Source organism: Phenylobacterium glaciei (assembly GCF_016772415.1).
GTDB classification, from domain to species: domain Bacteria; phylum Pseudomonadota; class Alphaproteobacteria; order Caulobacterales; family Caulobacteraceae; genus Phenylobacterium; species Phenylobacterium glaciei.
In genome coordinates, this window is record NZ_JAGSGD010000001.1 from 2,608,702 (window position 1) to 2,634,930 (window position 26,229).

Annotated in this window: 26 protein-coding genes and 1 tRNA gene; 18 read left to right on the forward strand and 9 right to left on the reverse strand. The window is 67.8% G+C overall.

Translation table 11 applies throughout. From position 1 onward, the window contains the following. The first annotated feature begins 53 nt into the window (after positions 1 to 53). From pyrC to JKL49_RS12855, 4 genes are all read left to right on the forward strand, one after another. Positions 54 to 1,136: a dihydroorotase gene (pyrC, locus tag JKL49_RS12840; protein WP_215340990.1), complete on the forward strand. Its 1,083-nt coding sequence runs from the start codon at positions 54 to 56 to the stop codon at positions 1,134 to 1,136. Positions 1,137 to 1,194: 58 nt separating this feature from the next. Beyond that, positions 1,195 to 1,947, forward strand: coding sequence for a TerC family protein (locus JKL49_RS12845; protein ID WP_215340991.1), 753 nt, complete (start codon positions 1,195 to 1,197; stop codon positions 1,945 to 1,947). Continuing rightward, on the forward strand, positions 1,947 to 2,636 hold the full coding sequence (locus JKL49_RS12850) for a TerC family protein (RefSeq protein WP_215340992.1): 690 nt from the start codon (positions 1,947 to 1,949) through the stop codon (positions 2,634 to 2,636). The genes JKL49_RS12845 and JKL49_RS12850 overlap by 1 nt, the downstream gene beginning before the upstream one ends. Before the next feature lie 95 nt (positions 2,637 to 2,731). Further along, positions 2,732 to 3,358 (forward strand): terminase small subunit-like protein, encoded by a 627-nt coding sequence (locus tag JKL49_RS12855; RefSeq protein WP_215340993.1) that lies wholly within the window; start codon positions 2,732 to 2,734, stop codon positions 3,356 to 3,358. A 514-nt stretch (positions 3,359 to 3,872) separates the two neighbouring features. On the opposite strand, the gene JKL49_RS12860 is transcribed toward JKL49_RS12855, so the two are convergent. After that, the gene (locus JKL49_RS12860) at positions 3,873 to 4,010 is read right to left on the reverse strand and encodes a hypothetical protein (protein ID WP_215340994.1); all 138 of its coding nucleotides are present in this window, start codon (positions 4,008 to 4,010) and stop codon (positions 3,873 to 3,875) included. A 98-nt stretch (positions 4,011 to 4,108) separates the two neighbouring features. Between JKL49_RS12860 and JKL49_RS12865 the strand changes: the two genes are divergently transcribed. Next, positions 4,109 to 5,293 carry a BaiN/RdsA family NAD(P)/FAD-dependent oxidoreductase gene (locus tag JKL49_RS12865; protein ID WP_215340995.1) on the forward strand — a complete coding sequence of 395 codons (1,185 nt, stop codon included), beginning with the start codon at positions 4,109 to 4,111 and terminating at the stop codon, positions 5,291 to 5,293. A gap of 284 nt (positions 5,294 to 5,577) precedes the next feature. Here the strand turns inward: JKL49_RS12865 and JKL49_RS12870 are convergent, their stop codons facing one another. Together JKL49_RS12870 and JKL49_RS12875 are read right to left on the reverse strand one after the other, a co-directional pair. After that, a complete protein-coding gene (locus tag JKL49_RS12870) occupies positions 5,578 to 5,874 on the reverse strand; it encodes a hypothetical protein (protein WP_215340996.1) in 297 nt (98 codons plus the stop codon). A gap of 38 nt (positions 5,875 to 5,912) precedes the next feature. Continuing rightward, on the reverse strand, positions 5,913 to 6,680 hold the full coding sequence (locus JKL49_RS12875; protein ID WP_215340997.1) for an SDR family oxidoreductase: 768 nt from the start codon (positions 6,678 to 6,680) through the stop codon (positions 5,913 to 5,915). Between the two features lie 170 nt (positions 6,681 to 6,850). On the opposite strand from JKL49_RS12875, the gene JKL49_RS12880 reads away from it, so the two are divergent. Next, entirely contained in the window at positions 6,851 to 7,588 is a 738-nt protein-coding gene (locus JKL49_RS12880) for an EcsC family protein (RefSeq protein WP_215340998.1), read from the forward strand. Here JKL49_RS12880 and metG read toward each other — a convergent pair. Then, the gene (gene metG / locus JKL49_RS12885; protein WP_215340999.1) at positions 7,585 to 9,399 is read right to left on the reverse strand and encodes a methionine--tRNA ligase; all 1,815 of its coding nucleotides are present in this window, start codon (positions 9,397 to 9,399) and stop codon (positions 7,585 to 7,587) included. The two genes, JKL49_RS12880 and metG, sit on opposite strands and share 4 nt — an antisense overlap. 171 nt (positions 9,400 to 9,570) lie before the next feature. On the opposite strand from metG, the gene JKL49_RS12890 reads away from it, so the two are divergent. Continuing rightward, the gene (locus JKL49_RS12890) at positions 9,571 to 9,993 is read left to right on the forward strand and encodes a DUF1761 domain-containing protein (RefSeq protein WP_215341000.1); all 423 of its coding nucleotides are present in this window, start codon (positions 9,571 to 9,573) and stop codon (positions 9,991 to 9,993) included. Positions 9,994 to 10,014: 21 nt separating this feature from the next. Next, positions 10,015 to 10,404: a GFA family protein gene (locus JKL49_RS12895; RefSeq protein ID WP_215341001.1), complete on the forward strand. Its 390-nt coding sequence runs from the start codon at positions 10,015 to 10,017 to the stop codon at positions 10,402 to 10,404. On the opposite strand, the gene JKL49_RS12900 is transcribed toward JKL49_RS12895, so the two are convergent. After that, complete coding sequence (locus tag JKL49_RS12900) at positions 10,401 to 11,564, reverse strand: aminotransferase class I/II-fold pyridoxal phosphate-dependent enzyme (RefSeq protein WP_215341002.1); 1,164 nt, start codon at positions 11,562 to 11,564, stop codon at positions 10,401 to 10,403. The genes JKL49_RS12895 and JKL49_RS12900 overlap by 4 nt on opposite strands. 113 nt (positions 11,565 to 11,677) lie before the next feature. Between JKL49_RS12900 and JKL49_RS12905 the strand changes: the two genes are divergently transcribed. The 4 genes from JKL49_RS12905 to JKL49_RS12920 are packed head-to-tail and all read left to right on the forward strand — an operon-like array spanning position 11,678 to position 15,619. Beyond that, positions 11,678 to 12,781: a polyamine ABC transporter substrate-binding protein gene (locus JKL49_RS12905; RefSeq protein WP_215341003.1), complete on the forward strand. Its 1,104-nt coding sequence runs from the start codon at positions 11,678 to 11,680 to the stop codon at positions 12,779 to 12,781. Beyond that, on the forward strand, positions 12,778 to 13,941 hold the full coding sequence (locus JKL49_RS12910) for an ABC transporter ATP-binding protein (protein WP_215341004.1): 1,164 nt from the start codon (positions 12,778 to 12,780) through the stop codon (positions 13,939 to 13,941). The genes JKL49_RS12905 and JKL49_RS12910 overlap by 4 nt, the downstream gene beginning before the upstream one ends. Continuing rightward, positions 13,938 to 14,834 (forward strand): ABC transporter permease, encoded by an 897-nt coding sequence (locus JKL49_RS12915; protein ID WP_215341005.1) that lies wholly within the window; start codon positions 13,938 to 13,940, stop codon positions 14,832 to 14,834. The genes JKL49_RS12910 and JKL49_RS12915 overlap by 4 nt, the downstream gene beginning before the upstream one ends. Beyond that, positions 14,831 to 15,619: an ABC transporter permease gene (locus JKL49_RS12920; RefSeq protein WP_215341006.1), complete on the forward strand. Its 789-nt coding sequence runs from the start codon at positions 14,831 to 14,833 to the stop codon at positions 15,617 to 15,619. Before JKL49_RS12915 ends, JKL49_RS12920 begins: the two co-directional genes overlap by 4 nt. On the opposite strand, the gene JKL49_RS12925 is transcribed toward JKL49_RS12920, so the two are convergent. After that, the gene (locus JKL49_RS12925) at positions 15,616 to 17,025 is read right to left on the reverse strand and encodes an amidase (protein ID WP_215341007.1); all 1,410 of its coding nucleotides are present in this window, start codon (positions 17,023 to 17,025) and stop codon (positions 15,616 to 15,618) included. The genes JKL49_RS12920 and JKL49_RS12925 overlap by 4 nt on opposite strands. A gap of 391 nt (positions 17,026 to 17,416) precedes the next feature. Between JKL49_RS12925 and JKL49_RS12930 the strand changes: the two genes are divergently transcribed. Together JKL49_RS12930 and JKL49_RS12935 are read left to right on the forward strand one after the other, a co-directional pair. Beyond that, positions 17,417 to 17,492 (forward strand) — tRNA-Thr (locus JKL49_RS12930). Positions 17,493 to 17,758: 266 nt separating this feature from the next. After that, positions 17,759 to 19,213 (forward strand): class I adenylate-forming enzyme family protein, encoded by a 1,455-nt coding sequence (locus JKL49_RS12935; RefSeq protein ID WP_215341008.1) that lies wholly within the window; start codon positions 17,759 to 17,761, stop codon positions 19,211 to 19,213. Between the two features lie 37 nt (positions 19,214 to 19,250). Here JKL49_RS12935 and JKL49_RS12940 read toward each other — a convergent pair whose 3' ends face one another. Beyond that, on the reverse strand, positions 19,251 to 19,433 hold the full coding sequence (locus JKL49_RS12940) for a hypothetical protein (protein ID WP_215341009.1): 183 nt from the start codon (positions 19,431 to 19,433) through the stop codon (positions 19,251 to 19,253). 145 nt (positions 19,434 to 19,578) lie between these two features. Between JKL49_RS12940 and JKL49_RS12945 the strand changes: the two genes are divergently transcribed. The 4 genes from JKL49_RS12945 (at position 19,579) to JKL49_RS12960 (ending at position 21,452) form a co-directional block, all read left to right on the forward strand. Then, the gene (locus JKL49_RS12945; protein ID WP_215341010.1) at positions 19,579 to 19,917 is read left to right on the forward strand and encodes a PilZ domain-containing protein; all 339 of its coding nucleotides are present in this window, start codon (positions 19,579 to 19,581) and stop codon (positions 19,915 to 19,917) included. A gap of 136 nt (positions 19,918 to 20,053) precedes the next feature. Further along, positions 20,054 to 20,236 carry a hypothetical protein gene (locus tag JKL49_RS12950; RefSeq protein ID WP_215341011.1) on the forward strand — a complete coding sequence of 61 codons (183 nt, stop codon included), beginning with the start codon at positions 20,054 to 20,056 and terminating at the stop codon, positions 20,234 to 20,236. Between the two features lie 176 nt (positions 20,237 to 20,412). After that, positions 20,413 to 20,880: a YaiI/YqxD family protein gene (locus JKL49_RS12955; protein WP_215341012.1), complete on the forward strand. Its 468-nt coding sequence runs from the start codon at positions 20,413 to 20,415 to the stop codon at positions 20,878 to 20,880. Positions 20,881 to 20,942: 62 nt separating this feature from the next. Beyond that, on the forward strand, positions 20,943 to 21,452 hold the full coding sequence (locus JKL49_RS12960; RefSeq protein WP_215341013.1) for a c-type cytochrome: 510 nt from the start codon (positions 20,943 to 20,945) through the stop codon (positions 21,450 to 21,452). A 265-nt stretch (positions 21,453 to 21,717) separates the two neighbouring features. Here JKL49_RS12960 and JKL49_RS12965 read toward each other — a convergent pair whose 3' ends face one another. Beyond that, the gene (locus JKL49_RS12965; protein ID WP_215342813.1) at positions 21,718 to 24,951 is read right to left on the reverse strand and encodes an efflux RND transporter permease subunit; all 3,234 of its coding nucleotides are present in this window, start codon (positions 24,949 to 24,951) and stop codon (positions 21,718 to 21,720) included. Then, positions 24,951 to 26,147, reverse strand: coding sequence for an efflux RND transporter periplasmic adaptor subunit (locus tag JKL49_RS12970; protein ID WP_215341014.1), 1,197 nt, complete (start codon positions 26,145 to 26,147; stop codon positions 24,951 to 24,953). Before JKL49_RS12970 ends, JKL49_RS12965 begins: the two co-directional genes overlap by 1 nt. Between the last annotated feature and the right edge of the window lie 82 nt (positions 26,148 to 26,229).

Consider the following 26,229-nt stretch of genomic DNA (forward strand, 5'->3'; position numbering starts at 1 on the left):
ATGTTACCTAGCGACGCCGCCCCACATCCGGGGCGGCGTCCGGGAACCACGCCATGCCGACATCGCCGACGACAGAGCTGGGCCAAGCCCCGACGCGGATCGTCCTGCGCGCGCCCGACGACTGGCATGTGCACCTGCGCGACGGCGCGATGCTGGAAGGCGTCGTCGGCTACACCGCCCGCCAGTTCGCGCGCGCCATCGTCATGCCCAACCTCAGCCCGCCGGTCACCACCGTGGCGGCCGCTCAGGCCTACCGGGAGCGCATCATCGCGGCCCTGCCGACGGGGTCGAACTTCACCCCCCTGATGACCTGCTATCTGACCGACGGCATCGACCCGGCCGAGGTGGAGCGGGGCTTCACCGAGGGCGTGTTCACCGCCTGCAAGCTGTACCCCGCCCACGCCACCACCAACTCCGCCCACGGCGTCACCGACATCGCCAATATCCACGGCGTGCTGGAGGCGATGCAGCGGATCGGCATGCCGCTGCTGGTGCATGGTGAGGTGACCAGCCAAGAGGTCGACATCTTCGATCGCGAGGCCTTCTTCATCGCCCAGGTGCTATCGAAGCTCACCTCGGACTTCCCGGCCCTGAAGATCGTGGTCGAACACATCACCACGACGGAAGCCGCCGCCTTCGTGGAGGCCAGCGGCCCCAATGTCGCGGCGACCATCACGCCGCACCACCTGGCGATCAATCGCAACGCCATGTTCGAGGGCGGCATCCGCCCCCACATGTACTGCCTGCCGGTCGCCAAGCGCGAGCCGCACCGCCTAGCCCTGCGCAAGGCCGCCACCTCCGGCTCGGCGAAGTTCTTCCTGGGCACCGATTCCGCGCCGCACCCTGCGGCCGACAAGGAGGCCGCCTGCGGTTGCGCCGGCATCTTCAATGCGCCCTACGCCCTGGAAAGCTACGCCAAGACCTTTGACGAGGAAGGCGCGCTGGACCGCCTGGAAGCCTTTGCCTCCGAGCACGGCCCCAGGTTCTATGGCCTGCCCCTGAACCCCGGAACCGTGACCCTGGAACGGGCGCCGTTCGAGGTTCCCGGCGAGATCACCAACACGCCGTCGAAGGTAGTCCCCTTCCATGCGGGCCAGACCCTGCCCTGGCGCGTCGTTGGTCGGTCGACCGACTGAGGGTTCGCGGAGCGTCCTTGATCTTGCCCTGCCGCACGGGGCGCCGCATTGAGGGGCCATGTCCCTAGCTATTCACCTGCCTGCCGCCGGCGCCGTCACCGCCTTCTTCCAAGTCGTCATGATCGACCTGGCCCTGGCCGGCGACAACGCCGTGGCCGTGGGCCTGTCGGCGGCCGGCCTGCCCGAGAAGCAGCGCAAGAAGGCCATCATCCTGGGCCTGGCCGGCGCGGTGGTGATGCTGATCGGCTTCGCCCTGATCACCGTCCAGCTTCTGAACGTGGTGGGCCTGCTGCTGGCCGGCGGCTTCCTGCTGCTCTGGGTCTGCTGGAAGATGTGGCACGAACTCGCCGAGCAGGGCCGCGAGGCTTCCGCTGAGGGCGAGCGCGCCCTTGAGGACGCCACCGGCGTCACCATCGGCGGCCAGCCCAAGCACGCCGCCAAGGCCAAGACCCTCGGCGCGGCCCTGGTGCAGATCCTGATCGCAGACCTGACCATGAGCCTGGACAATGTCCTGGCCGTGGCCGGCGCGGCCCGCGAGCACCCCAAGGTGCTGGTGGCGGGCCTGCTGATCTCCATCACCCTGATGGGGGTGGCCGCCAGCTGGATCGCCAAGCTGCTGCACCGTTTCCGCTGGATCGGCTATGTCGGCCTCGCCATCGTCCTCTATGTCGCCCTGCACATGGTCTGGGAGGGGCATCGCACGGTGGTCCTCGATCTCGGCAAGGTGGACGCCTACAACGCCGTCATGCCCGGCGCGCTCGATATCACCGCGACCGAGGTGGCCGGGCACGCCGCCCGTAAGCCGCACTGATGGGCGACCTGCTCGACGGCGGCGCGTGGGGCGCCATCACGGCATTCCTGCAGGTGATGATGATCGACCTGGTCCTGGCGGGCGACAACGCCGTGGCCGTGGGCCTGGCCGCCGGCGGCCTGCCCGCCGAACAGCGCCGCAAGGTGATCTTCTGGGGCCTGGTGGCCGCGGTGATCATGCGGATCGGCTTTGCTTTGATCACCACCCAGCTGCTGGGGGTCATCGGCCTGATGCTCGCGGGCGGCCTGCTGCTGCTCTGGGTCTGCTGGAAGATGTGGCGGGAGCTGCGCGAGCAGGCCACCCACGCCCAGGCCGACGCCCTGGCCGAGCACGCCCCGGTCAAACCCGCCAAGACCTTCCGCGCCGCCTTCCTGCAGATCCTCGCCGCCGACCTCTCCATGAGCCTGGACAATGTCCTGGCCGTGGCCGGCGCGGCGCGGGAACATCCGTCGGTCCTGGTGTTCGGCCTGATCTTCTCCGTCGCCCTGATGGGCGTGGCCGCGAGCTGGATCGCCAGCCTGCTGCACCGTCACCGCTGGATCGGCTATGTCGGGCTGCTGATCGTGCTCTATGTGGCCCTGCACATGATCTGGGAGGGCCATCGCGACGCCCTGCACCAACTGGGACACGCCCCGGCCTACAACGCCGTCATGCCAGCGCCGCTGGACATCAAGCCTGAGAAACACTGACAGGATAAACACCGTCAGAGCGAAAAGTTCTGCGTTTGTTCTTGCGCGAGAAGCGCTGCCGTAGCATCCTGAGTGGCCCTCTCTCCAGGCCCCTCATGTCTGATCCAACGGCCTATGAAGCCGGTCCGACCTATCAGCGGCGCTGGGATCGGATCAGCCAATACACGCCCGAGATCGGCGAATTCATCTGCGCGCGCATCGAGGATGGGGAGAGCGTCGCCGACATCTGCCGGCAGACGACCATGCCCAGCCGGGCCACGGTCTATTACTGGGTCAAGACCCGCCCCGACTTTGGCCTGCTGTTCGACGCGGCGCGGACGGCGGCGCGCAGCCGCCAGATCCGCGACGAGACCGCTCGGCTGAAGCATGATCGTTGGGTGCGCCTGCGCCGGCAGCCACGGATGGGCGACGTGCGCGGCAGCAGCTACACCGCCGCGCTGGGCGAGCTGATCTGCGAACGCCTGGCGCAGGGCGAACCGCTGAAGTCCATCGCCGCCGATCCGGCGATGCCGGCCGCCTCGACCCTTTACAACTGGCTGCGCGAACACGACCACTTCCGCAGCCTGTATCGCCTGGCCCGGCAGGCGCAGGCCGAGGCCCGTATCGAGCTGGCCTGGGAGATCGCCAAGGCGGCCACGCCGGAAACGGTCAAGGTCGCCCGCCTGCAGATCCGAGCGCTGCGATGGCAGTGGAGCCTGCTGACTCCGAAGAAGTACGGCTGAGGAGCGCCTGCGCTTGGCCGATCTCGATCCCGCCGATCGCCACGACCTGGGCCTGGCGGCCTTTCTCTGGAATTGCCTGGAGGGCAAGGCCGCCTTCCCTACGCTTCACCCCTGAAAAGCTGACGGCGCGCCAAGCCCGGGAGGGAGCCTGGCGCGCCGTGGGACCGGGCGTCGCGTTGAGGGACGGGAATGACGTCCGGCCTTGATTTGGACAATGGCGGGACGCGCTTGAACCCGGTCTGAACAGGGCTCGGCGCCGCCTGTTCATCTGCGCAAAACGCCCCTGCGGGAACCAAGCTGGGCCATTGGCGATGGGAGTCTTGCGACGAGCCCCAACACTCCAGTCGCCAAGAGCGCGTCAGGGTTAGGTGGTGTCCGGCTAACCCGTCCGACGCGCTCTAAACTTTTGAATTTAGAGCCTTTTTGAACGGGTCAGATGATTCCATCTGACCCTGAAAGGCTCTAGCAGGAAAGTCCCCGACCCACGTCCCCCGGGGGCTGTCCTGCGGTTTCCCTACTTCTTCAGGTCGGGCCGTGAGGCCAGGAACTGCGCCTTCTCGGCGGCGGTCAGCACCTTGCCGGGTTTCATGCGCGCGACCTTCGGGGTCGGCGGCGCATAGGTGCGAGGGTTATCCTTGGACGGCGGTTTCATGGTGGGGCCCCTGCGTTGGACTCCCAGTGTCGCACATTCCGCCGACCCTGAGATGACAGATTGCGGACGTGGGCGGCGGCCTCGGCTAAACCCCCGGCATGGACGAGACGATGGCAGTGATCGGCGGCGGACCGTCGGGCCTGATGGCCGCCGAGGTGCTGAGCGCGGCAGGGCGCTCCGTCACTGTCTATGAGCGGATGCCAAGCCTGGGCCGCAAGTTCCTGATGGCCGGGCGCGGCGGGCTGAACCTCACCCATTCCGAGGACCTCCGGCCGTTCCTCGGCCGCTATGGCGCGGCGGGCAAGACGCTGAAGCCGTTGCTGGAGGCCTTCACGCCCGCCGACCTGATCGCCTGGGCGCAGGGCCTGGACCAGCCGACCTTCGTCGGCTCCAGCGGCCGGGTGTTTCCGAAAAGCCTGAAGGCGTCGCCCCTGCTCCGCGCCTGGCTGGCCCGGCTGGACGCCCAGGGCGTCACCTTCCGGACCCGCATGACCTGGACCGGCTGGGACGACCATGGCGCCCTGACCTTCGAAAACGGCGAGATCGCGCGCCCCGCCGCGACTGTCCTCGCCCTGGGCGGGGCGAGCTGGGCCAAGCTGGGGTCCGACGGCGCCTGGGCCTCGGTGCTGGCGGGTCAGGGCGTGGCGCTGGCGGCCTTCGAACCGGCCAATGGCGGCTTCCTGGTGGACTGGAGCCCGGTCTTCCGGGAGCGGTTCGCGGGGCAGCCGTTGAAGGCCATCGCCATCACCCATGGCCGCCGCACCGTGCGTGGCGAGGCGGTGGTGGCCGGCTATGGCATCGAGGGCGGCGCGATCTACGCCCTGTCGTCAGACCTGCGCGCGGCCGTCGCGGCGGAGGGCTCGACCACGGTGGAGATCGACCTGCGCCCTGACCTGTCGGCCGCGCAACTGACCGCCCGGCTGGACCGTCCGCGCAGTGGCCAATCGGCGGCCACCTTCCTGCGCAAGGCCGCCAATCTCTCGCCCCTGGAGATCAATCTGCTGCGCGAGGCGCACGGCGTCGCCCTGCCCGCCGATCTCGCCGCCGCCATCAAGCGTGCGCCGCTGAAACTGACGGGTTTACAGGGGCTTGCGCGGGCCATCTCAACCGCAGGCGGCGTCCGCCTGAACGCGGTGGATGAGCACTTGATGCTGAAGGCGCGCGCGAATGTCTATGTGGCCGGCGAGATGCTCGACTGGGAAGCGCCCACCGGCGGCTACCTGCTGCAGGCCTGTTTCGCCACCGGGGTTGCGGCGGCCAGGGCGGTTTTGGCTAAGGTCTAAGTCCTTCTCACGCAAGGGGTCGAGAGGCCGGTCGGCGACCGGTCGGATAGGGGATCACGCTCCCTCATCAGGACAACTCCCGTCATCCCGGACGGCCGATAGGCCGATCCGGGACCCAGGGGCCGTGCGCAGCGCCCCTGGGTGGCTGCTCCGCGCCGCCGCTTCGCGGTCCCGGCTCTCCGCTGCGCTGCGGCCGGGATGACGTTGGAGATTTTGGCGCATGGGCGCATCGCCCCCTCATCCGACCCTGCTCCGCAGGGCCAACTTCTCACGCAAGGGGCGCTTCAGACCGTCAGGTGCGGAATGATCCAGCGGCGGGGATACTGCCAGCCGAGCGCCCGGACCTGACCGTCGGCGAGGCCCAGGGTCTTCATCATGGTGGCCGGGACTTGGGCGATGGCCTGGACGGGCTCTAGCCCCGCCACCGGGCTGGAGGCGACGATGCCGGCCTTCAACGCGTGATCGACGCCGGTCCACTCGGCCTTGGCGCGGTCCTCGAAGCCGACGGCGTAGTAATGGCGCAGAAAGGCCTTCTCCTCCGGAGCCTGCACCATCACGCCGATCAGCCAACCGCCCGCCATGCCGACCCTGATAGGGCCGATACGGCGGGCCACCTAGCTTAGAATTCGGCCGAGCCGCCGTCGCAGGGGACGGTCGTGCCGGTGGTGTAGGCCGAGGCCCGCGAGGACAGGAAGATCGCCACGCCGGCGATGTCTTCCGGCGTGCCGATGCGGCCGCGCGGATTGCCCTTGGCGATGGCGTCGCCGGCCCGGGCCAGGGTCGCGGCCATCATGTGGCTGGGGAAGGGACCCGGCGCGATGGCGTTGACGCAGATATGCTCAGGCGCCAGGCGCTTGGCCAGGTGGCGGGTCAGCATGATGCAGCCGGCCTTGGAGGTGGAATAGGAATAGGTCTCCAGGCCAGGGGGCTCGATGCCGTTCACCGAGGCGATGTTGATCACCCGGGCCGGGTCCTCGTGGGTGGCCGCGGCGCGCAACTTGGGCAGCAGCTTCTGGGTCAGGAAGAAGACCGACTTGGTGTTGAGATCCACCACCTTGTCCCAGCCGCTCTCCGGGAATTCGTCGATGGGCGCGCCCCAGGTGGCGCCGGCGTTGTTGACCAGGACATGGAGCTTTTCCTCGCGCTCGGCGATGGCGGCGGCCAGGCCCTCGATGCCGGCCATGCCCCCCAGGTCGAAAGGCAGGGAGATGCAGGTCCCGAACTCCGACAGTTCCTCGGCCACCCGGTCGCAGACCTCGGCCTTGCGCGAGGAGATGTACACCTTGGCGCCGTTTTCCACGTAGCCGCGGGCGATCATCTCCCCGATGCCGCGGCTGCCGCCGGTGACCAGAACGACCTTGCCTTCAACGCTGAATAGATTGCGCAATGGGGTTTCCTCGCGTGACCGGCGTCAGTGCGCCGTTGAATGGGCGCTTTATGGCGAGGCTTGGATCGGGAGGCGAGAGCTTTCCGCGAGGTCGGTTCTGTTTTCGAGCTGTGGGTATGGCGACGCAAGCGGGCTTGCGGGTTCGGGGCGGTCCGTTCACACCCAGCGGCATGACTGAGATCGTCGACACCGCCTATGACACCCAGGTCCAGGCCGAAATGGCCGCCTGGCGCGAGAGCGTGCTGAAGCCCGCCGGCCCCTTCGACAAGGCCGCCCGCAACATGCAAGACACCATCAACAACCTTATCCCGGAGAAGGTGCACGGGGTCATCACCGCGGCCATGGAGCAGATGATCCGCGCCATCGTCACCGGCGCGGACTACACCAGCCCGCCGCCGGTGCAGGGCGCCACCCTGCGGGCCCGCGAGGCCCAGGCCCGCGACAAGATCATGGCCTGGCGCACCACCGCGGCGGCCGAGGGCGGCGTGGCGGGGGCCGGCGGCTTTCTGCTGGCGGCGGCGGACTTCCCGGTGCTGATCGGGCTGAAGATCAAGCTGCTGTTTGATCTGGCGGCCATCTACGGTCATTCCGGCGACGACCTGGCCGAGCGGCTCTACATCCTGCGGATCTTCAGCCTGGCCTTCTCCAGCGCCTCGCGCCGACCTGAGGCCTATGAGGCGCTCGCCGATTGGGACAGCGCCCAGGCGATGGCCGACGGCGGCCTGGAGAGCCTGGACTGGCGCAGGTTTCAGCAGGAGTACCGGGACTATATCGACCTGGCCAAGCTGGCCCAGATGATCCCGGTGATCGGCGCCCCGGTGGGCGCCTTCGTCAACTACCGCCTGCTGGATCGCCTCGGCGAGACGGCGATGAACGCCTACCGAATGCGGTGGTTCGCCGGGGCCTAGCCGTCAGCCTCGACTGGCTCAGGCCCGCCGAAGCGTTCCAGCCAGGCGGCGACCTGGTCGTTCTCGATCTTCTTGAACAGCACCTCGGGCGCGGCGACCGGCCGGCCGGCCGGCAGGATGTCGAGCACCGCGGCGCCCTCCCCCGTCGGCCACTGGCCAGGATAGGCCTCTCCCACCCCGCCGGCGATCTTCTCGGCGGCGAAGGGGATGAAGGGCTCCGACACCTTGGCGAACAACGCCACCAGGTTCAGGCCCGTACGCACCGCGACGGCGGCCCGGGCCGGGTCGGTCTTGATGGCGGTCCAGGGGGCAGCCTCGGTCAGATACTGGTTGCCCAGCACCCAGAGCTGCCGCAGAGCCTGTGTCGCCTTGCGGAAGTCGATGGCCTCCATCTGCTCGTTCAGCTCGGCAAGCTTGGCGGCGACGTCGGCATGGAGCTTGTCCTCCAGCGGGCCGGGTTCGCCGCCCGCGGGGACCACGCCTTCGAAGCGGGTCTCGGTGAACTTCAGGATGCGGTTGACGAAGTTGCCCAGCACATCGGCCAGATCGGCGTTCACCTGGGCCTGGAACTGCTCCCAGGTGAACATGGCGTCGCTGCTCTCCGGCGCATTGGCCACGATCCACCAGCGCCAGTAGTCAGCCGGCAGGATCTCCAGCGCGGCGTCGATGAACACTCCGCGCTGGTGCGTCGTGGAGAACCGGCCGCCGTAATAGTTCAGCCAGTTGAAGCCCTTCAGCGTATCCACCAGCTTCCAGGGCGCATTCGACGACGGCCGCCAGGAACCGTCGGCGGTCTTGGTCTCGTTGGAGCCGAACAGGGTGCAGGGGAAGCCCACGGTGTGGAAGGGCACGTTGTCCTTGCCCATGAACTCCACATAGCTGACGTCGGAGGCGGCGGGGCCGCGCCACCAGCTCTCGTACTCGGTCTCGCTGGCCGGATCGGCGCCGGGCTTGGCGGCCGACCATTCCCAGGTGGCGGCGATGTACTCGATCGGAGCGTCGAACCAGACATAGAAGACCTTGCCGGCCAGGCCCGCCACGTCGGGCCGCTCGCCGGCCGGGTTGGGACCCCAGTCGGCGGCGTTGACCGGCACGCCCCACTCCAGATCCCGGGTGATGCCCCGGTCCTGCAGGCCCTCGTCCAGCCACTTCAGCGCCGTGGAGGTGACCAGCACCGGCCACTTGCCCTTCTTGTCGGTGATCCAGTCGCGCAGCTTGCCGTCGAAGGCGGTCTGCTTGAGGAACAGGTGCAGGCTGTCGCGGATCTCGATGTCTTCCGAGCCCGAGACCGACGAGCGCGGATGGATCAGGTCCACCGGATCAAGCTGGCGGGTGCAGTTGTCGCACTGGTCGCCGCGGGCGGCGTTGTAGCCGCAGTGCGGGCAGGTGCCGACCACGTAGCGGTCGGGCAGGAAGCGCTTGTCGGCGTTGGAATAGACCTGCTTGGTCACCCGCCCCTCGATGAAGCCCGCCTCCCACAGCCCCTGGGCGAAGCGCTGGGTCAGGGTGCGGTTCTGCAGCGAGGACGAGCGGCCGAAGTGGTCGAAGCTGATGCCGAAGCCGGCATAGAGGCCGCGCTGAATCTGGTGCTGGTCGTCGCAATAGGCCCGCACGTCCTGGCCCAGCGCCGCGGCGCCCAGCTCAGCCGGCGTGCCGTGCTCGTCGGTGGCGCAGATGTAGAGGGTCTCGCGCCCCCTCGCCCGCTGGAACCGGGCATAGACGTCGGCCGGCAGCATGGAGCCCGCCAGGTTCCCCAGGTGCTTGATCCCGTTGATGTAGGGCAAGGCCGAGGTGATGAGGATGCGGGTCATGGGCAGGAACTCGAAATGAGGAGCGTCGGGAAGGCCGGCTTATAGGGCGCCCCATCTGGTTTCCCCAAGTCGCCCGCGCATGCCCCCGCCCCTTTCCCTGCGTCAAAGGTCGGCATAACCTCGGTATCCAATGCGGCCAGGGGCGCCGCGCCGACCTAGGGGGGCTGACAAATGTTCAAGAACATCAACTGGATCGCCGTGATCATCTCTGTGGTGCTGCTGGAGGTGCTGGGCTTCCTCTGGTACGGGCCGATGCTGGGCGGCGCCTGGACCACCGCCTACACAGACTTCGTCGGCCGCGAGCCGGACATGAGCAATGTCGTGGTGACTCAGAGCCTGGGGGTGGTGAACACGCTCATCCTGGTGCTGGGCTTGGGCTGGGTGTTCGCCCGCATGGGCATCAACGCCCTGGCCGGGGTCGGCGCGGCGGCGGCGGTGTGGTTCTTCTTCAACTTCACCACCATGGCCATCGACTACCTCTATATGGGCTTCACCCCGAACCTGGTGATCATCAACATGGGCTACCAGCTGGTGAGCTACCTGGTGGCCGGCGCCATCCTGGGCCTGATGCCGGGGCGCGCGAAGGCGGCTTAGGTCGACGGTGAAGGAGCGCCGATGGACGGGGCCTGTCACTGCGGCGCGGTGCGCTGGCGCTTCGAGGGCGTGCCGAGATCGGCGACATCGTGCAACTGCAGCATCTGCCGCAGGCACGGCGCGCTCTGGGCCTATGGTTTCGAAGATGAGGCTTTCACGGTCGCGGGTGAGACCGCGACCTACGTCTGGAATCGCAGGTCGCTCGCCTTTCACTTCTGCGCTCGGTGTGCCTGCGTGGTCGCCTGGCTCACCACCAGTCGCGGCGCGGATGGACGCAATTACGGCGCAGTGAACCTGCGTCTTGCGATGGAACCGGACGCAGTCGCCGCCGTGCCCATCGTCCACCACGACACCGTCACCAAGAGCGATCTCCCCCGCGACGGACGATGCGTCGCGGACGTGTGGTCCTAATCCGGCGACTGGGGCGACCCTGACCCAGCCCGCGCCGCGAACCAGGGGATCAGGCGGCCGATAGCCTCCTCCACCTCCGGGGTCGAGACCGCGAAGCTCAGCCGGATGAAGTGGCCGCCCTCGACGGGATCGAAGTCGAGGCCCGGGGCGGTGGCGACACCGGTGTCGCGCAGCAGGTCCTTGCAGAACTCGAGGCTATCCTGGGTCAGGTGACCGATGTCGGCATAGATGTAGAAGGCGCCGTCCGGCGGGGCGATCTGGGTCAGGCCGAGCTTCGGCAAGGCCGCCAGCAGCAGGTCGCGGTTGGCGCGGTAGACCTCGACATTGCCGTCCAGCTCTTCCCGCTCGTCCATGGCCGCCAGGCCCACATGCTGGCTGAGCGAGGGCGCGGTGAGGAACAGGTTGCCGACATAGGCCCGGGCGCGGTTGAGGTCGCGCTGTGGGGCCAGCAGCCAGCCAAGACGCCAGCCCACCATACTGAAATATTTGGAGAAGCTGTTGACCACCAGGGTGTCGGGCTCGAACTCCAGCATCGAGCGCGCCGGGCCCACATAGCTGAGCCCGTGATAGATCTCGTCGGAGACGATACGGATGCCGCGCTCGCGGCAGACCTTGGCGATGGCCTCCAGTTCGGCGGCCTCGATGATGGTGCCGGTGGGGTTGGCCGGGCTGGCGACGATGACGCCCTGAGGCGGTGGATCGAGGGCGGCCAGGTGCGCGGCGGTCAGCTGGAAGCGGCTCTCCGGCCCACAGGCGATCTCCACCGGCTCCATGTGCAGGGCCTTGAGCGTATTGCGATAGGCGACATAGCCGGGGCGGGCCAGGGCGATGCGGTCGCCGGGGTTGAAGACTGAGGCCAGGGCCAGGACCAGGGCCGGCGAGGCGCCGCAGGTCAGGATGATCCGCTCGGGCGCGACCGTGACCCCGTAGGTCTCCAGATAGTGCCGGGCGATCCGGGCGCGCAGCGGGGCGCTCTCCCAATAGCCGCCGCGGTCGGCGTCCAACATCTCATGGGCCACGGCGATGGCCGCCTGGGGCGCGCCGGTCGAGGGCTGGCCGAACTCCATGTGGATGATCGAGGCGCCCTGCGCCTTGAGCTTGTGGGCCAGCGTGCTGATGCCGATGGCGTGGAAGGGATCGATCTGGGCGGGCTGGGGCATGATGACGATCCCTGGAAGACGAACGACGCCCTCGGCCGGGCCGCCGTCGATTTCGCACTTAACGCGACGGTCCGCAGCCCTATAACCTTGCGCGACGCAAAGGGGAGTCTGGGATGAGCGTATGGAGGAAGCGGCTGAGCGCAGCCGCGCTCGGTCTGGCGGCTCTGGTGCTGGCGGCCTGCGGCAAAGGCGGCGCCGAGACCCTGCATATCTACAATTGGTCGGACTATATCGACCCGGCCATCCTCACCGACTTCACCAAGGAAACCGGCATCAAGGTGGTCTACGACACCTTTGATTCCAATGAGGTCCTCGAGACCAAGGTGTTGCAAGGCGACACCGGCTACGACCTGATCGTCCCCTCCAACCACACCATACCCCGCTACGTCGCCGCCGGCGCGATCCAGCCACTCGACAAGAGCAAGCTGGCCGGCCTGGCCAACCTCTGGCCTGACATCATGGCCTATATGGAGCCCTTCGATCCGGGGGCGAAGTACACCGTGCCCTACATGTGGGGCACCATCGGCATCGGCTACAACAAGGAGGCCATCGCCCGGCGCCTGCCCGGGGTGGCCATCGACAGCTGGGACATTGTCTTCAAGCCCGAGAACCTGGCCAAGCTGAAGGACTGCGGGGTCTACTGGCTCGACGCGTCGGAGGACATGTACGCCGTCGCCCTGAACTATCTGGGCAAGAACCCCAATTCCACGGATCTGGCGGACTACCAGGCGGCCACGGACATGTTCCTGAAGGCCCGGCCCTATGTCCGCAAGTTCCACTCCTCGGAGTCCATCGAGGCCCTGGCCAACGGCGATATCTGCATCGCCATCGGCTATTCCGGCGACATGCTGCAGGCCAAGAGCCGCGCGGCGGAAGCCGGCGACAAGGTGCACCTCGACTATGTGGTGCCCAAGGAAGGCAGCCAGGTCTGGTTCGACGTCTTCGCCATCCCCAAGGACGCGCCCAACGCCGCCGCGGCCTACAAATTCCTCGACTACATGCTGCGTCCGGAGGTGATCGCCCGGGCCTCGACCTTCACCGAGTACGCCAACGCCAACAAGGCGGCCACGGCCCTGGTGGATCCGGCGGTGCGCGACAATCCCAACGTCTACCCGACGCCGGACCAGTTGCTCACCCTGTTCGTCACCTCCACCAAGGATCAGGCGCTGCTGCGCGACGTGAACCGGCAGTGGACCCGGGTGCAGACAGGGCAATGACCACGACGCGGCGGCCGCGCCTCAACATCGGCGCTGTCCGCTCCAGCTTCGCGCCCTGGACCGATCCGACCCAGCAGCCGCTGGTGCGGTTCGAGGGGGTGACCAAGCGGTTCGGGACCGAGACGGCGGTGAATGACGTCTCGCTCTCGATCTATGAGAGCGAGTTCTTCGCCCTGCTGGGCCCCTCGGGCTGCGGCAAGACCACCCTGATGCGGCTGCTGGCCGGATTCGAGACCCCGGACACCGGCCGCATCACCCTGGCCGGGCAGGACTTGGCCGGGATGCCGCCGCACCAGCGGCCGGTGAACATGATGTTCCAGTCCTACGCCCTGTTCCCTCACCTCTCCGTCGAACAGAACATCGCCTTCGGATTGAAGCAGCAGGGCATGTCCAAGGGCCAGATCGCCGACCGGGTGCTGGAGATGCTGGAGCTGGTGAGCCTGGAGGGCCTGGCCCGCCGCCGCCCCAACCAGCTGTCCGGCGGTCAGCGGCAGCGGGTGGCGCTGGCCCGCGCCATCGCCCCCAATCCGAAGATGCTGTTGCTGGATGAGCCGCTGGCCGCGCTGGACAAGAAGCTGCGCGAGGAGACCCAGTTCGAACTGATCGCCTTGCAGCAGCGGCTGGGCATGACCTTCCTGATCGTCACTCACGACCAGGAGGAGGCCATGGTCACCGCCGACCGCATCGCGGTGATGCGCGAGGGCCAGATCGTGCAGATCGGCCGGCCCGCCGAGGTCTATGAGACGCCGAACTCCCGCTATGTGGCCGACTTCATCGGCGACGTGAACCTGTTCGAGGGCGCGATCACCGCCGCCGACGGCAAGGTGGTGAAGATGACCACCGCCGACTGCGCCGCAGGCTTCGAGGCCCTGGAGGACGACGCCCTGCCCGTCGGGTCCGCCGCCTGGCTCGGCGTGCGGCCCGAGAAGATCCAGCTGCACCTCGACCCGCCCAAGGAGGGTCCCAACCGGCTGGCCGGCAAGGTGGCCGACTACGGCTACCTTGGCGACTGGACCACCTATGTCGTGGAGCTGGAAAGCGGGCGGACGGTGCGCGCCGCGCGGGCCAATTCGTCGCGCCTGGTGGCCCGGCCGATCGCCTGCGACGACCCCGTCTGGCTGACCTTCGCCCCCGACGCCGCCGTGGTGCTGACCCGGTGAGCGCCAAGCCGAGGCGCGGCCTGGCGGCCATCGCCCCCTTCCTGTGGCTGGGCGTCTTCTTCCTGTTCCCCTTCTTCCTGGTGGCCAAGCTGTCGCTGTCGGACACCGCCCTGGCCATGCCGCCCTATGCGCCGCGGGTCGACTGGACTGCGGGGATCGCAGGCGCGCGGGCCTTCTTCGCCGCCCTGGACTTCGAGACCTATGCCCGGCTCACCCGCGACAGCCTCTATATCGCCTCCTATCTGTCGAGCCTGAAGTTCGCCGCCGTGGCCACCAGCCTGCTGCTGCTGATCGGCTATCCGATCGCCTACGGCATGTCGCGGTTCCCGCCCGCCCAGCGCCAGGCCCTGCTGATGGCGGTGATCCTGCCGTTCTGGACGAGCTTTCTGATCCGGGTCTACGCCTGGATCGCGGTGCTGAAGCCCCAGGGTCTGTTGAATGCCGCCCTGGCGCCGCTGGGTATCGCCCCGCTGCACATCCTCAACACCGACACGGCGGTCTATATCGGCCTGGTCTACGCCTACCTGCCCTTCATGGTGCTGCCGCTCTATGCAGTGCTGGAAAAGCAGGACCAGAGCCAGCTGGAGGCCGCCGCCGATCTCGGTTGCACGCCGGCCCAGGCCTTCTGGCGGGTGACCTTTCCGCTCTCCCTGCCCGGCGTGGCCGCCGGCGCCCTGCTCTGTTTCATCCCCATGGTGGGAGAGTTCGTGATTCCCGACCTGCTGGGGGGCTCGGGCACCCTGATGCTGGGCAAGACCATCTGGACGGAGTTCTTCGCCAATCGCGACTGGCCGGCCGCCTCGGCGGTCGCCATCGTCCTGCTCGCGACCCTGGTGCTGCCGATCTTCCTGTATCAGCGCCAGCAACAGAAGATGATCGAGGCGGGCCAATGAAGGGCCCCTCGACCTTCAACCGGGTGTCGGTGGCGGCGGGCCTGGCGTTCCTGTACCTGCCCATCGTCCTGCTGGTGATCTACTCCTTCAACGCCAGCCGACTGGTGACGGTGTGGGGTGGGTTCTCCACCAAGTGGTACGCAGCCCTGCTGAAGGACGATCAGCTGCTGGACGCCATCGGCGTGACCCTGAGGGTCGGCCTGCTCTCGGCGACCATCGCCACCATCCTTGGAACCCTGGCGGCCGTGGCCCTGGTGCGGTCGGGACGGTTCAAGGGACGGCTGCTGTTCTCGGGCATGATCTACGCGCCGCTGGTGATGCCAGAGGTGATCCTGGGGCTGTCCCTGCTGCTGCTGTTCGTGGCCTTCGGCCTGCCGCGCGGCTTCTGGACGGTGACCGTCAGCCACGCCACCGTCACCCTCTGCTACGTCACCGTGGTGGTGCAGGCCCGCCTAGTGAGCTTCGACAAGGCCCTGGAGGAAGCCGCCCGCGATCTGGGCTGCACGCCCCTCCAGGCCTTCTTCGCCGTCACCCTGCCCAATATCGCGCCCGCCGTGGCAGCAGCCTGGATGCTGGCCTTTACCCTGTCGCTGGATGATCTGGTGATCGCCAGCTTCACCTCAGGTCCCGGCGCGACGACTCTGCCCATGCGGATCTACAGCCAGGTGCGGCTGGGGGTCAGCCCGGAGATCAACGCGGTCTCCACCCTGCTGATCGGCCTGGTGGCCACGGGGGTGATCGGCGCCTACCTGTTCCAGCAGCGGCGCGGCGCGCGCGAGGTCTAGAGCGGCGCGACCCGGTCGAACCAGGGCTGCGCCGTCTCCAACTGGCCCGCCAGGCGGAACAGCGTCGCCTCGTCCCCCATGCGGCCGACGAACTGCAGGCCGATGGGCAGGTCGCCCTTGGACCAGGCCAGCGGCACGGTCATGGCCGGCTGGCCGGTGTTGTTGAAGGCCTGAGTGTTGGGCATGAAGGCGAACAGCCGCTCGCTGAACTGGCGCAGGTCCTCCGTCAGATGGCCGATGGGGATGGCCGGGCTGCCCAGGGTGGAGAGCAGCACCACGTCATAGGTCTCGAACATCGCGGCCACCGCGCGGCCATAGGCGTGGATGGCGGCCAGGCCCCGGACGTAGGACGAGCCGCTGACACCGGTCCCCCTGCGGTACATGCCCCAGGTCAGCACCTCCACGTCGTCCTCGGTCACCGGCCGGCCGCGGCGCTCGGCCTCCGTGTCGAAGATCGAGGCGATGCTGGCGGCGATGACGTCGCCGGCCCCCTGCTGCATGGCCGCCAGGTCCCCGGGCAGGGTCACCTCCTCGACCGTGTGGCCCAGGCTGGCGCAGAGCTTGGCGGCGTCCAGCACGGCGGCGGCGCATTCGGGGTCGAGGGCGTCGGAGGCCAGGGCGGCGGTGGTGAAGCCGATGCGCAGGCTGCCTGGCGCGCGGCCCACCTCCTGGGCGTAAGGCCGCGAGGGGGCGGCCAGGAAATAGGGATCGCCGACCTGGGGCTGACAGACGATGTCCAGCAACACGGCGCTGTCGCGAACGGAGCGGGTCACCGCATGCTGGATCGACGCGCCGCCCCACCCCTCCCCCAGGGGCGCGAAGGAGACCCGGCCGCGCGACGGCTTCATGCCGAACAGGCCGCAGGCCGAGGCCGGGGTGCGGATCGACCCGCCGCCGTCGCTGGCGTGGGCCGCCGGCACGATGCCGGCCGCCACGGCAGACGCCGCACCGCCCGAGGAGCCGCCCGGGGTGCGCGAGACGTCCCAGGGATTGCGGCAGGGGCCGAGGAACGTGCTCTCGGTGATCGGCATCAGGCCGAACTCCGGGGTGTTGGTCTTGCCGAAGATTACCAGGCCTGCGTCACGATAGGCCTTGGTGATGGCGCTGTCGGCGGCCGCCACATTGTCCTTCAACAGCGCCGAGCCCGAGGAGGTGACGGTTCCGCCCAGCAGGGCGCCCAGGTCCTTCAGCAGGAAGGGCACGCCGGCCAGAGGCCCCGACGACTTGGCGCCGGCTTCCGCCCGCCCGAAGTCGGTGAGGTCGAGGGTGACGGCGTTGAGGGCCGGATTGACCTGCGCCATCCGTTCGACGGCGGTCTCCAGCAATTCGCCGGCGGACACCTCGCCCTTGGCCACCAATCCGGCCAGGGCCACGGCGTCGTGCTGGCGATACTCTTCGAACTTCATGGCCGCTCTCCCTCGGTTTCCCTCAGAGGATCACAGGGCCGCCGGTGGACGCGATGACGAAATCGGCCTGTGAGGCATTTTTCTTGGGAACAGATCCCCGGGCTGCGGATTGATAGGGGGCGACGGCAAATCGCCCCCCCGACTTAAGCCGTCGCCCTGGCCCCGGGCTCCTGAAAAGGAGCGCCGGGGCTTTCTCTTTCCGGCTGCGACACAAGGTCGATTTGCGCAGTCGCAGACTCTCCGACATAACCCGTGCAGGTTTTGGCGACAGGCGCTCCAACAAAGCGACAGTCGACCTGTCGGGGGACAGGTGAAGGCGTTTCCGGGTCAGCCGGGAGCGCCTTTTCCTTGCTCGGATGGGGCGGGCCGTGGCATCCCCTGGCCACCAGACGCCGGATTAGCTCAGCTGGTAGAGCAGCGGTTTTGTAAACCGAAGGTCACGGGTTCGAGTCCTGTATCCGGCACCATCCCGTTGCGGCTCGGTCGCCTGTCCGCACTCCAAGCCGTCGCCCGCTGACCGCGCTCGAGTCAGCTGACAGACCTGCTGGCTGGCAGGGATCATAGGAAGCTCGCACCGTTCCAGAAAAGGCCATGCGTCACGCGCCCAGTCGATGCTATCAAGCCTCCATCTCTCGAGCAGAAAACGCGATGATATCAATGGGTTGATATCATCGCGCTTGCGTCTGGAGGATGAGTATCGACGGCCTTCGCCGTCCTAGAGTCAGGTGCGTACATGTTCGAGCGTCTCATCGCGTTTCAGGCGAGCCAACGCCCCCACGCCATTGCGATTGAAACCGCCCTTCAGCAGTTCACCTATTCGGACCTCGCCGTCGATATCGCCAGGTGCGCCCACTGGTTGACGGGGCTGGACCTCCCGGTTGGCGCCCGCGCTCTCCTGAACGTGCAGCATCCCTATCTTCACTGGGTGCTGACCTTCGGCCTTGAGGCGGTGGGTGTGGTGACCGCCTCCACCGCCGCCGCACAGGCCGTTCCGGGCGACTTGACGCTGCTGAAGGCCGAAGTGCTCTTCAGCGGAGAGCCCCCCCTCGCGCCGATCGACGTGCCGCATCACGTGATCGACGCGGCCTGGCTACGCACCCTTGAAGCCTATCCCCTGACCTACGCCGGCTTCGCCGCCGAGCGCCGCCGGACCCTGGACGACCCCTGCCGGATCGTCGTGACCTCCGGGACGACCGGCGCCCCGAAGAAGATTCTGCTGACCCGCGGCATGATCGACCGTCGGACCACCAATAGCCTGCTCAGCAAAGTGTTTGCGAAGCCCAACCTGCGCGCGATCTCCAATATCGGCGTCGGCTCGATCGGAGGCTTCATGCTGGCCCTCGCTTGCTGGGCGCTTGGCGGCACGCTTTGCCATCATGACGACTCGATCAGCTGGGCCGAGAGCCTCACCCGGCTGAAGATCGATGTCTTCCTGTTGGCGCCATATCACTTGCAGCAGTTGCTGCGGGCCCTGCCTGACGACTTCGTGCCACACCCCGACCTCACGCTTTGCATCGGTGGCGGATCGCTGTCCAAGCCCCTGGCGGCCGACGCTCGCCAGCGCCTCAGTCGAAATATCCTGGTGAGCTATGGCGCCACCGAAACCGGCAGCGTGGCGCTTGGCCACCTTGAACTCATGGCCGGCGGCGAGGACGCCGCAGGATTCGTGTTCCCCTGGGCCGATGTGCAGGTTCTCAGCCCAGAGGGCAGGGTCCTGCCGCCGGGCCAGATCGGGGAAATCCGCATCCGCGGCGACGAACTGGTGGACGGCTACCTCGACAACCCCGAGGGGTCGGAGGCGCGGTTTCGCGATGGATGGTTCTGGCCTGGCGACCTTGGCGCCGTCAGCGCCGCCGGGGTGCTGCAGGTGATGGGCCGAACCGACGATCTGATGAACATCGGCGGCAGCAAGTTCCTCGCCGGTCGCCTTGAGGCCCTGGTCCTGCGGGTGGACGGCGTGCTCGACGCGGCGGCCTTCGTCGCCCCGGACGAACAGCAGCTCGACGCGCCCCACGTGGCCTATGTGGCGAATGACGAGCTTGATCTGACTCCGCTGAGAATGATCTTCACCCAGGCGCTTGGTCGGGAGGCGCGTCTGCTGCGGGTCTTGGAAATCCCGCGCAACGCCATGGGCAAGATCCAGCGCGACGTGTTGCGGGGCCAGCTTTCGGACTCAAAGGCGGCCTGACGTCGCGATTGGGACACACAGGAACCGTCGCCAGGCGCTACGGCCCCTTCCGGCCGCGATAAATCGCCACTAGCCGTTCACCGTCCCAAATCTCGATGTCGTGGCCGTCGTCGTAACGCGGGATCTGGGCCAGAAGGTCTTCGTCGCTCTCCCCATCGACCGCCAGGTGCTGCAGCACCGCCCCGCGTGGATCGGTGACGAAGAGATGGTAGAGCGTCATTGCAGCCTCCCGAGATCAGGAGGGTATGGGCCGTGCCGGTTGGCGGGGGCCTGAGCGTAGGGTGCAGCTACCGTTCATGTGGGCGTGATGTCGCACCCGGCGAAGCTTAGAAAAATTTAGCATCCTTGGCCTATGACTTGCGGCCATGTCTGAAGCTCAGTGGCTTGATCGTCGTGTTGAACCCCGCGCCCCCACCAGCGATCGGGTGCGCGTCTACTACGGCCCGGCCCTGGGATCCTGGTGGGACGCGACCATGCGCGACGTCAGCATCAGCGGCCTGAAGTTGGAGATCCCAGCGCTCGTGCCCCTGCCCAAGGCGCTGACCGTGCTGCACGTGCCGGACGGCGAGGTGTTCATCGTGCGGGCCAAGTGGCGCAACCACGACATGATCGGCTGCAAGATCCACCAGCGGCACAATCTGGAGACCGAGACCGATCCGGCCTTCGACGCATTGAAGGTCAGCTGGCGGTCACTGAAGGCCTAGGCAAAGAGTCGACAATACGACAGAAGCGCTCCGTCAAACCTATGTCATTCCAGGTATAGATCTGACGCAAACGTTTTCACGCCTGTGATTTCGCAATACATGTTAGGTGAAGGCGTGGGAGCACGCTGGAACCTCTATGCTCGACTACCGGATATATTTCCTAGGCGCCAACGGCCGCATAAGCCGCGCGGTCGCGTTCGAGTGTGAAGACGACGAGGCGGCGATGCAAATCGCCCGCCAGCATAGCCACGAACACGCGATTGAACTTTGGCAACAGGCCCGCATGGTCCAGCGTTTCGAACCCAACGCGCCGGAGTAATCGGCCACAGACGCACCGCAGCCTCTGACTGGCCTGCGATGTCCTGGCATCGGTTAGGTGTCGAAGCTATGAGCCATCGTCCTGCCCTCGCACGACCAAGGGAAGACATCCGACGGTGTTATGGGGCGTGATCCTGCCCCCTGTCGTTTTCGCGGCAACAGCGCTAGTGACGGCGCATGACCGCCAAGCCCATCGAGATCTTCATCGACGCCGACGCCTGCCCGGTAAAGGACGAGATCTACAAGGTCGCCCAGCGCTACGGCCTGAAGACCTGGGTGGTCTCCAACGCCTTCATCATGATCCCCAAGACGCCGATGATCGAGCGGATGATCGTCGACGCCGGCCCCGACGTGGCCGACGACTGGATCGCCGAGCATGTGGCGCCGGGCGACGTGGCGGTGACCAACGACATACCTTTAGCCGAGCGGGTGCTGACCGCGGGCGCCCACGCGGTCGCGCCCAACGGCAAGCCCTTCACCGAGAACTCCATCGGCGCGGCCATCGCCCAGCGGGCCCTGATGGAGCAGCTGCGCTCCACCGGCGACATCCTGGGCGGGCCGAAACCCTTCGACCGCAACGACCGGTCGCGGTTCCTCCAGGCCCTGGACGAGATCATCCAGAAGGAACGCCGCAAGCGCGGCTGAGGCGCTTGCCAAAGGCGGCGCTTGGAGTAGCTTGCCGGCCATCCAATTCGAGAGGATTTCCCATGCGCCGCCTCGCTCTGACGCTCGCCGCCACTGTCGCCGTCATCGGGCTTTCGGCCTGCGGGAAATCGGGCGGATCGAGCGGGAGCGAGACCGCCGCAGCGCCGGAGGCGGCGCCCGCCGCAGCCCCCGAGCCCACGGACGCGGAGAAGCAGGCCCTGTTGGCCGCCCTGCCCGCCCCCTACAACACCGGCGACCTAGCCCACGGCAAGCAGGTGTTCGCGGTCTGCAAGTCCTGCCACACCATCGTGCCCGGCGGCGCCAACATGACCGGCCCCAACCTCTACGGCATGTTCGGCCGCAAGCCTGGCATGGCCGAGGGCTACAAGTATTCCGAGGTCGTGAAGGCCGCGACCTTCACCTGGGACGCCGAGCACCTGGACCAGTGGCTCACCAGCCCCAAGACCTTCATGCCCGGCACCAAGATGAGCTTCGTCGGTGTGAAGGACGCCAAGGACCGCGTCGACCTGATCGCCTATCTGAAGGTCGAGACTGGCTACAAGCCACAGTAGCCCGCGAAGTCCACGCATTCGCTCGGAAAACGAGCGCGAGTCGTCAGACAACCTTGACGCGCATACTGGCACGCCTCACCATATTGGGGTCGGGTCTGTTCAAGCATCTGACCCCGCCCATCTCCCCCTGGGATGGCGGGCGAGTGGCGTGGCTCTCCCGCAGGAGCCACGTCAGCGCCGGCGCGACGCCCCCGTCGCCGCCGGCGCTACCGTCCCATGACAGTCTCTCCTCCTCCCCGCTTCGGCGGGGAGGCTTTTATGGTGGCTACTCCGCAGCGTTGGCGGCGCGGGTCTGTTCGGCTTCCTCGAAGGCCTCGATGCGGCGCGCGGTGGCGAGCGGCGACTTCGTGAAGCGGGCCAGCATGTTGTAGAACACCGGCACGATGAACAGGGTCAGCAGGGTCGTGAAGATGGCCCCGAAGAAGATCACCACCCCGATGGTCTTGCGGCTCTCGCCGCCCGCCCCGCCCCAGACGATCAGCGGCACGGCCCCGGCTGCTGCCGAGATCGAGGTCATGATGATGGGCCGCAGGCGCAGCGAGGCGCTCTCGATCACCGCCTCGCGGATCGACAGGCCGTCGTCCCGCAGCTGATTGGCGAACTCGACGATCAGGATGCCGTTCTTGGCGGCGATGCCCACGAGAATTATCAGCCCGATCTGACTGTAGGTGTTGATGGTGGAGCCCGCGACGAGCAGGCCGAACAGACCCCCCAGCACGGCGACCGGCACGGTCAGCATGATGACCGCCGGGTGGATCCAGCTCTCGAACTGAGCGGCCAGGACCAGGAAGACCAACAGCAGAGCCATGCCGAAGGCCAGGCCCACGGCGCCGCCCGCCTCAAGATAATCCCGCGCCGTACCGCCCCACTTCACCGTGGTGCCGGGGTGCTTGGCGACCTCGGCCTGGAGGAACGTCACGGCCTCGCCCACCGTGTAGCCGGGGTTGAGCTGGACGCTCAGCGTGATGGCGCGCAGCCGGTCGACCCGCGCGCGGTCGGGGGTGTCGCCGCGCACATGGGTGCTGACCACAGAGGACAGCGGAACCGTCGCCCCCGAGCCGGTGCGCACATAGAGGTTGGCCAGGTCGTTCTCGTTCTGGCGGTTGGCGCGGTCGGTCTGCAGGATGACGTCGTATTCCTGGCCGTCGCGGATGTAGGTCGTAACCTTACGCGAGCCGAACATGGTCTCCAGGGCCCGGCCTACCGACTTGGCCGAGACGCCGAGGGTGGCGGCCTTGTCGCGGTCGAGGTCCACCAGCAGGCGCGGCGAGGTCGGCTCGTAATCGAGGCGCGGGCGGGCCATCCCGGGATTGGCCTGGACGGCGGTCATCAGCGGCCGGATCAGACGCTCGATCTCAGGATACTCGTTGCCCACGACGATCAGGTCGACGTTACCACCGCCGCCGCCGGGGCCACCGCCGCCGCGCTGCAGGCTCGGGCGGACCGAGGCGATGGCGCGGATGGCGGTGATCTTGGAGAAGTCCTTGTTGAGCTGGGCCGCCAGCTCCTGGGAGCTTATCTTGTGCGCGGCGTCGTCCGGCAGGGCGGCGTTGGCGTTGCCGGTGTTGAACTGGTTCTGGCCGAAGCGCGGGACACCCAGGGTGTAACGAGTGATCGTGCCATCCTTCAGCAGGCCCTGGAGGCGGGCCTCCACCTGCTTGGCGGCCGGCAGGGTATAGTCGTAGCCGGCGCCCTCCGGCCCCTGGATGTTGATGTCCACCCGCCCCCGATCCTCGTTGGGCACCAGCTCGCGCGGCAGGACGGTGAAGAGGGCGAAGGCCAGGCCGGCCAGCACCACCACCAGGCTGACCGCGGCCACGGAGGCGGCGCGGCGGCCCAGCAGGGCGTCGAGGGAGGCGTGGTAGGAGTTGCGCAGCCGGTTCATGCCGGCGTCCACGCGCCGGGCGATGAAGCCCTCGCCATGGGCCGGACGCAGCAGCTTGGACGCCAGCATCGGCGACAGGCTGAGCGCCAGCAGGGCCGAGAAGGCCACCGCCGCGGTGATGGCCACGGCCAGCTCCACGAACAGCTTGCCGATATAGCCCGGCAGGAACATCAGCGGCGCGAACACCGAGATCAGCACGATGGTGGTGGCCACCACGGCGAAGAACACCTGGCGCGCGCCGCGCTGGGCGGCGACCACGGGGGGCTCGCCCTCGTCCACCCGGCGCTGGATGTTCTCCACCACCACGATGGCGTCATCCACCACCAGACCGATCGCCAACACCAGGGCCAGCAGGGTCAGAAGGTTGATGGAGAAGCCTAGCGGGGCGAGGACGATGAAGGTCGACAGGATACAGATCGGCGCCACCACCGAGGGGATGATCGCCGCCCGCCAGGTGCCGAGGAAGACGAAGTTCACCAGGGCCACCAGCCCCAGCGAGATCAGCATGGTGATCCAGACCTCCTGGATCGCGTGCTTGGTGAAGACCGTGAAGTCGACCGCGATCTCCAGCTTGGTGCCCTTGGGCAGGGACTTGTTGATCTCCGGCAGCTGATCGCTGATGCCCTTGGAGATCTCCAGGTCGTTGGCCTGGGACTGACGGGTGATGGCGATGCCGACCATGTCGCGGCCGTTGGACCGGAAGGTGCGGCGGCGCTCGTCGGGCCCCTCCTCCACCCGGGCGATGTCGCCCAGGCGGGTGACATAGGCGTTCTCGCCCTGGTCGGTGGCGCCGACCGCGCCGTCGGCGCCGGCGGTGGAGCCGAGCGCGCCAGCCGATCCGGCGACGCTGGTGGCGGCCGCGGCGGCGCGGGTCCCCGAGGTGACCGGCAGCTCCTTGAACTGCTGCGGCGTGGAATAGCCGCGGGCGACCCGGATGGTGAAGTCCTTGGCGGGCGCCTCCAGGGCGCCGGCCGGAAGCTCCAGGTTCTGGGCGTTCAGCGCGGCCTCGACGTCGTCGACGGTGATGCCGCGCGAGGCCATGGCCTGCGGATCGAGCCAGATACGCATCGAATAGAGCTGACTGCCGCCCAGATTCACCTGGGCTACGCCCGGGATCGTGGAGATCCGCTCCACCAGGTAGCGGTTGGCGTAGTCGGAGAGCTGCAGCCGGTTCAGGCTCGTCGACGAGAAGGCCAGGAACATGATCGGCGAGCCGTCGGCGTTCGCCTTGGCGATCTGCGGCGGATCGGCCTGGTCGGGCAGCTGTGAGGTCACCCGGCTGACGGCGTCACGCACGTCATTGGCCGCGGTGTCGAGGTCGCGGTCGAGGGAGAAGGACACGTTGATCCGCGAGGAGCCGTCCCGCGACGAGGAGTTCACCCGGTCAATGCCCTGGATGCCCGCCACCTGGCGCTCGATCACCTCGGTGATCCGCTCCTCGACCACTTCAGCCGAGGCGCCGCGATAGGTGGTGGAGACCGAGACCACCGGCGGATCGACGCTGGGAAGCTCGCGAACCGACAGCGAGGTGAAGCAGGCCAGGCCCACCACGCACAGAATGATCGCCGCCACCGCAGCGAGCACCGGGCGGCGGACGGAAATGTCGGAGAGCATCATGCCGCGGGACGGCGGGCGGCTCCGCCCGCTCCCTGGGGCTTGCCGCCCGGACCGCGCGCGCCCAACGGCTTCACGGGCTGGTTTGGCTGGATCTTGTTCAGTCCATCACCGACGATGCGATCCCCGGTGGTGACCCCGTCCTTCAGCTCGACGAAGCCGTTCTGGCGCACGCCGGTGACCACCGGCCGCTGCTCGGCCACGGTCTTGCCGCCCTGCTTGGCCAGCACGTAAACGAAGGCGTTGTCGCCCTGGACCGACACCGCCGATTCCGGCGCCGAGAGGCCCTGGCGGCTGCCTTGGGCGACCGCGACCCGCATCATCATGCCGGGCTTGAGGCGGCGGTCGGGATTGGGGAATTCGGCCCGGGCGGTGAGCGCGCGGGTCCTTTCATCGATGCGGGTGTCCAGCAGCGCGATGCGGCCCTGGATGACCTCGCCCGGATAGGCGTCCACCCGGGCGGTGACCGCCTGGCCCTGCCGGATGGCGGCGATGTAGCGGTCGGGGACCTGGAAATCGACGCGGATGGCGCTGGTGTCGTCGAGGGTGACGATGGGCGAGCCCGGATTGATCAGGGCGCCGGGCGTGATGTCGGTGAGGCCCACGATCCCGGCGAAGGGGGCGCGGATCAACCGGTCGCCCTGGCGGGCCTGAGCGGCGGCCACGTTGGCCTTGGCCGAGAGATAGCCAGCTTCGTACTGGTCGATCATGGCCTGGGAGGCGAAGCCCTGCTGGCCCAGCGTCTTGTAGCGGTCATAGGCGCGCTGCGCCTGCACCAGGCTAGCCTGGGCCTGCGCGAGGCCCGCGTCCTGCTCGGTGGCCTTCAGCTCCACCAGCACCGCCCCCTTGCCGACCGACTGGCCGGGCGAGAAGCGCACGCGCTGGACGAGCTGGGTTGCGGCCGCGGTCAGGGTCACCGACTGGCGGCCCTTGGCCACGCCGATGACGTCGATGGTGTCGGTGAAGAGCCTCGGCTGAACGACCACCACCGCAACGTCGGTCGGGCCGCCCATGCCCCCTCGGCCGCCGCCTGGTCCGCCGCCACCCGGACGGCCACCACCGCCTTGCGCCATGGCCGCGCCGGGCGGGCCGCCGGGTCCCTGCTTCTTGCCAAGGGTCAGCTTGTACGCCCCTGCGACCAACATGAGGATCAGCACAAGGATGGCGCCGGCGAGGAAGAAATGGCGTCGTAACAAGCGGGGGGACTCCGTCGCCTCGAAAATGCGGGCGGCCAGTGGGATCTTAAGTCGAGCGGTCTTATGGCCTCAAACTGACGCT

Excerpts from the sequence above, each read along its gene's own strand:
- JKL49_RS12935 (WP_215341008.1), top strand. The coding sequence starts at position 17,759 with ATGTTCGAGCGTCTCATCGCGTTTCAGGCGAGCCAACGCCCCCACGCC.
- JKL49_RS12920 (WP_215341006.1), top strand. The coding sequence starts at position 14,831 with ATGAAGGGCCCCTCGACCTTCAACCGGGTGTCGGTGGCGGCGGGCCTG.
- JKL49_RS12890 (WP_215341000.1), top strand. The coding sequence starts at position 9,571 with ATGTTCAAGAACATCAACTGGATCGCCGTGATCATCTCTGTGGTGCTG.
- JKL49_RS12965 (WP_215342813.1), bottom strand. The coding sequence starts at position 24,951 with ATGCTCTCCGACATTTCCGTCCGCCGCCCGGTGCTCGCTGCGGTGGCG.
- JKL49_RS12870 (WP_215340996.1), bottom strand. The coding sequence starts at position 5,874 with ATGGCGGGCGGTTGGCTGATCGGCGTGATGGTGCAGGCTCCGGAGGAG.
- JKL49_RS12845 (WP_215340991.1), top strand. The coding sequence starts at position 1,195 with ATGTCCCTAGCTATTCACCTGCCTGCCGCCGGCGCCGTCACCGCCTTC.
- JKL49_RS12850 (WP_215340992.1), top strand. The coding sequence starts at position 1,947 with ATGGGCGACCTGCTCGACGGCGGCGCGTGGGGCGCCATCACGGCATTC.
- pyrC (WP_215340990.1), top strand. The coding sequence starts at position 54 with ATGCCGACATCGCCGACGACAGAGCTGGGCCAAGCCCCGACGCGGATC.
- JKL49_RS12955 (WP_215341012.1), top strand. The coding sequence starts at position 20,413 with ATGACCGCCAAGCCCATCGAGATCTTCATCGACGCCGACGCCTGCCCG.
- JKL49_RS12860 (WP_215340994.1), bottom strand. The coding sequence starts at position 4,010 with ATGAAACCGCCGTCCAAGGATAACCCTCGCACCTATGCGCCGCCGACC.
- JKL49_RS12905 (WP_215341003.1), top strand. The coding sequence starts at position 11,678 with ATGAGCGTATGGAGGAAGCGGCTGAGCGCAGCCGCGCTCGGTCTGGCG.
- JKL49_RS12950 (WP_215341011.1), top strand. The coding sequence starts at position 20,054 with ATGCTCGACTACCGGATATATTTCCTAGGCGCCAACGGCCGCATAAGC.
- JKL49_RS12940 (WP_215341009.1), bottom strand. The coding sequence starts at position 19,433 with ATGACGCTCTACCATCTCTTCGTCACCGATCCACGCGGGGCGGTGCTG.
- JKL49_RS12895 (WP_215341001.1), top strand. The coding sequence starts at position 10,015 with ATGGACGGGGCCTGTCACTGCGGCGCGGTGCGCTGGCGCTTCGAGGGC.
- metG (WP_215340999.1), bottom strand. The coding sequence starts at position 9,399 with ATGACCCGCATCCTCATCACCTCGGCCTTGCCCTACATCAACGGGATC.
- JKL49_RS12910 (WP_215341004.1), top strand. The coding sequence starts at position 12,778 with ATGACCACGACGCGGCGGCCGCGCCTCAACATCGGCGCTGTCCGCTCC.
- JKL49_RS12960 (WP_215341013.1), top strand. The coding sequence starts at position 20,943 with ATGCGCCGCCTCGCTCTGACGCTCGCCGCCACTGTCGCCGTCATCGGG.
- JKL49_RS12945 (WP_215341010.1), top strand. The coding sequence starts at position 19,579 with ATGTCTGAAGCTCAGTGGCTTGATCGTCGTGTTGAACCCCGCGCCCCC.
- JKL49_RS12855 (WP_215340993.1), top strand. The coding sequence starts at position 2,732 with ATGTCTGATCCAACGGCCTATGAAGCCGGTCCGACCTATCAGCGGCGC.
- JKL49_RS12900 (WP_215341002.1), bottom strand. The coding sequence starts at position 11,564 with ATGCCCCAGCCCGCCCAGATCGATCCCTTCCACGCCATCGGCATCAGC.
- JKL49_RS12865 (WP_215340995.1), top strand. The coding sequence starts at position 4,109 with ATGGACGAGACGATGGCAGTGATCGGCGGCGGACCGTCGGGCCTGATG.
- JKL49_RS12880 (WP_215340998.1), top strand. The coding sequence starts at position 6,851 with ATGACTGAGATCGTCGACACCGCCTATGACACCCAGGTCCAGGCCGAA.
- JKL49_RS12925 (WP_215341007.1), bottom strand. The coding sequence starts at position 17,025 with ATGAAGTTCGAAGAGTATCGCCAGCACGACGCCGTGGCCCTGGCCGGA.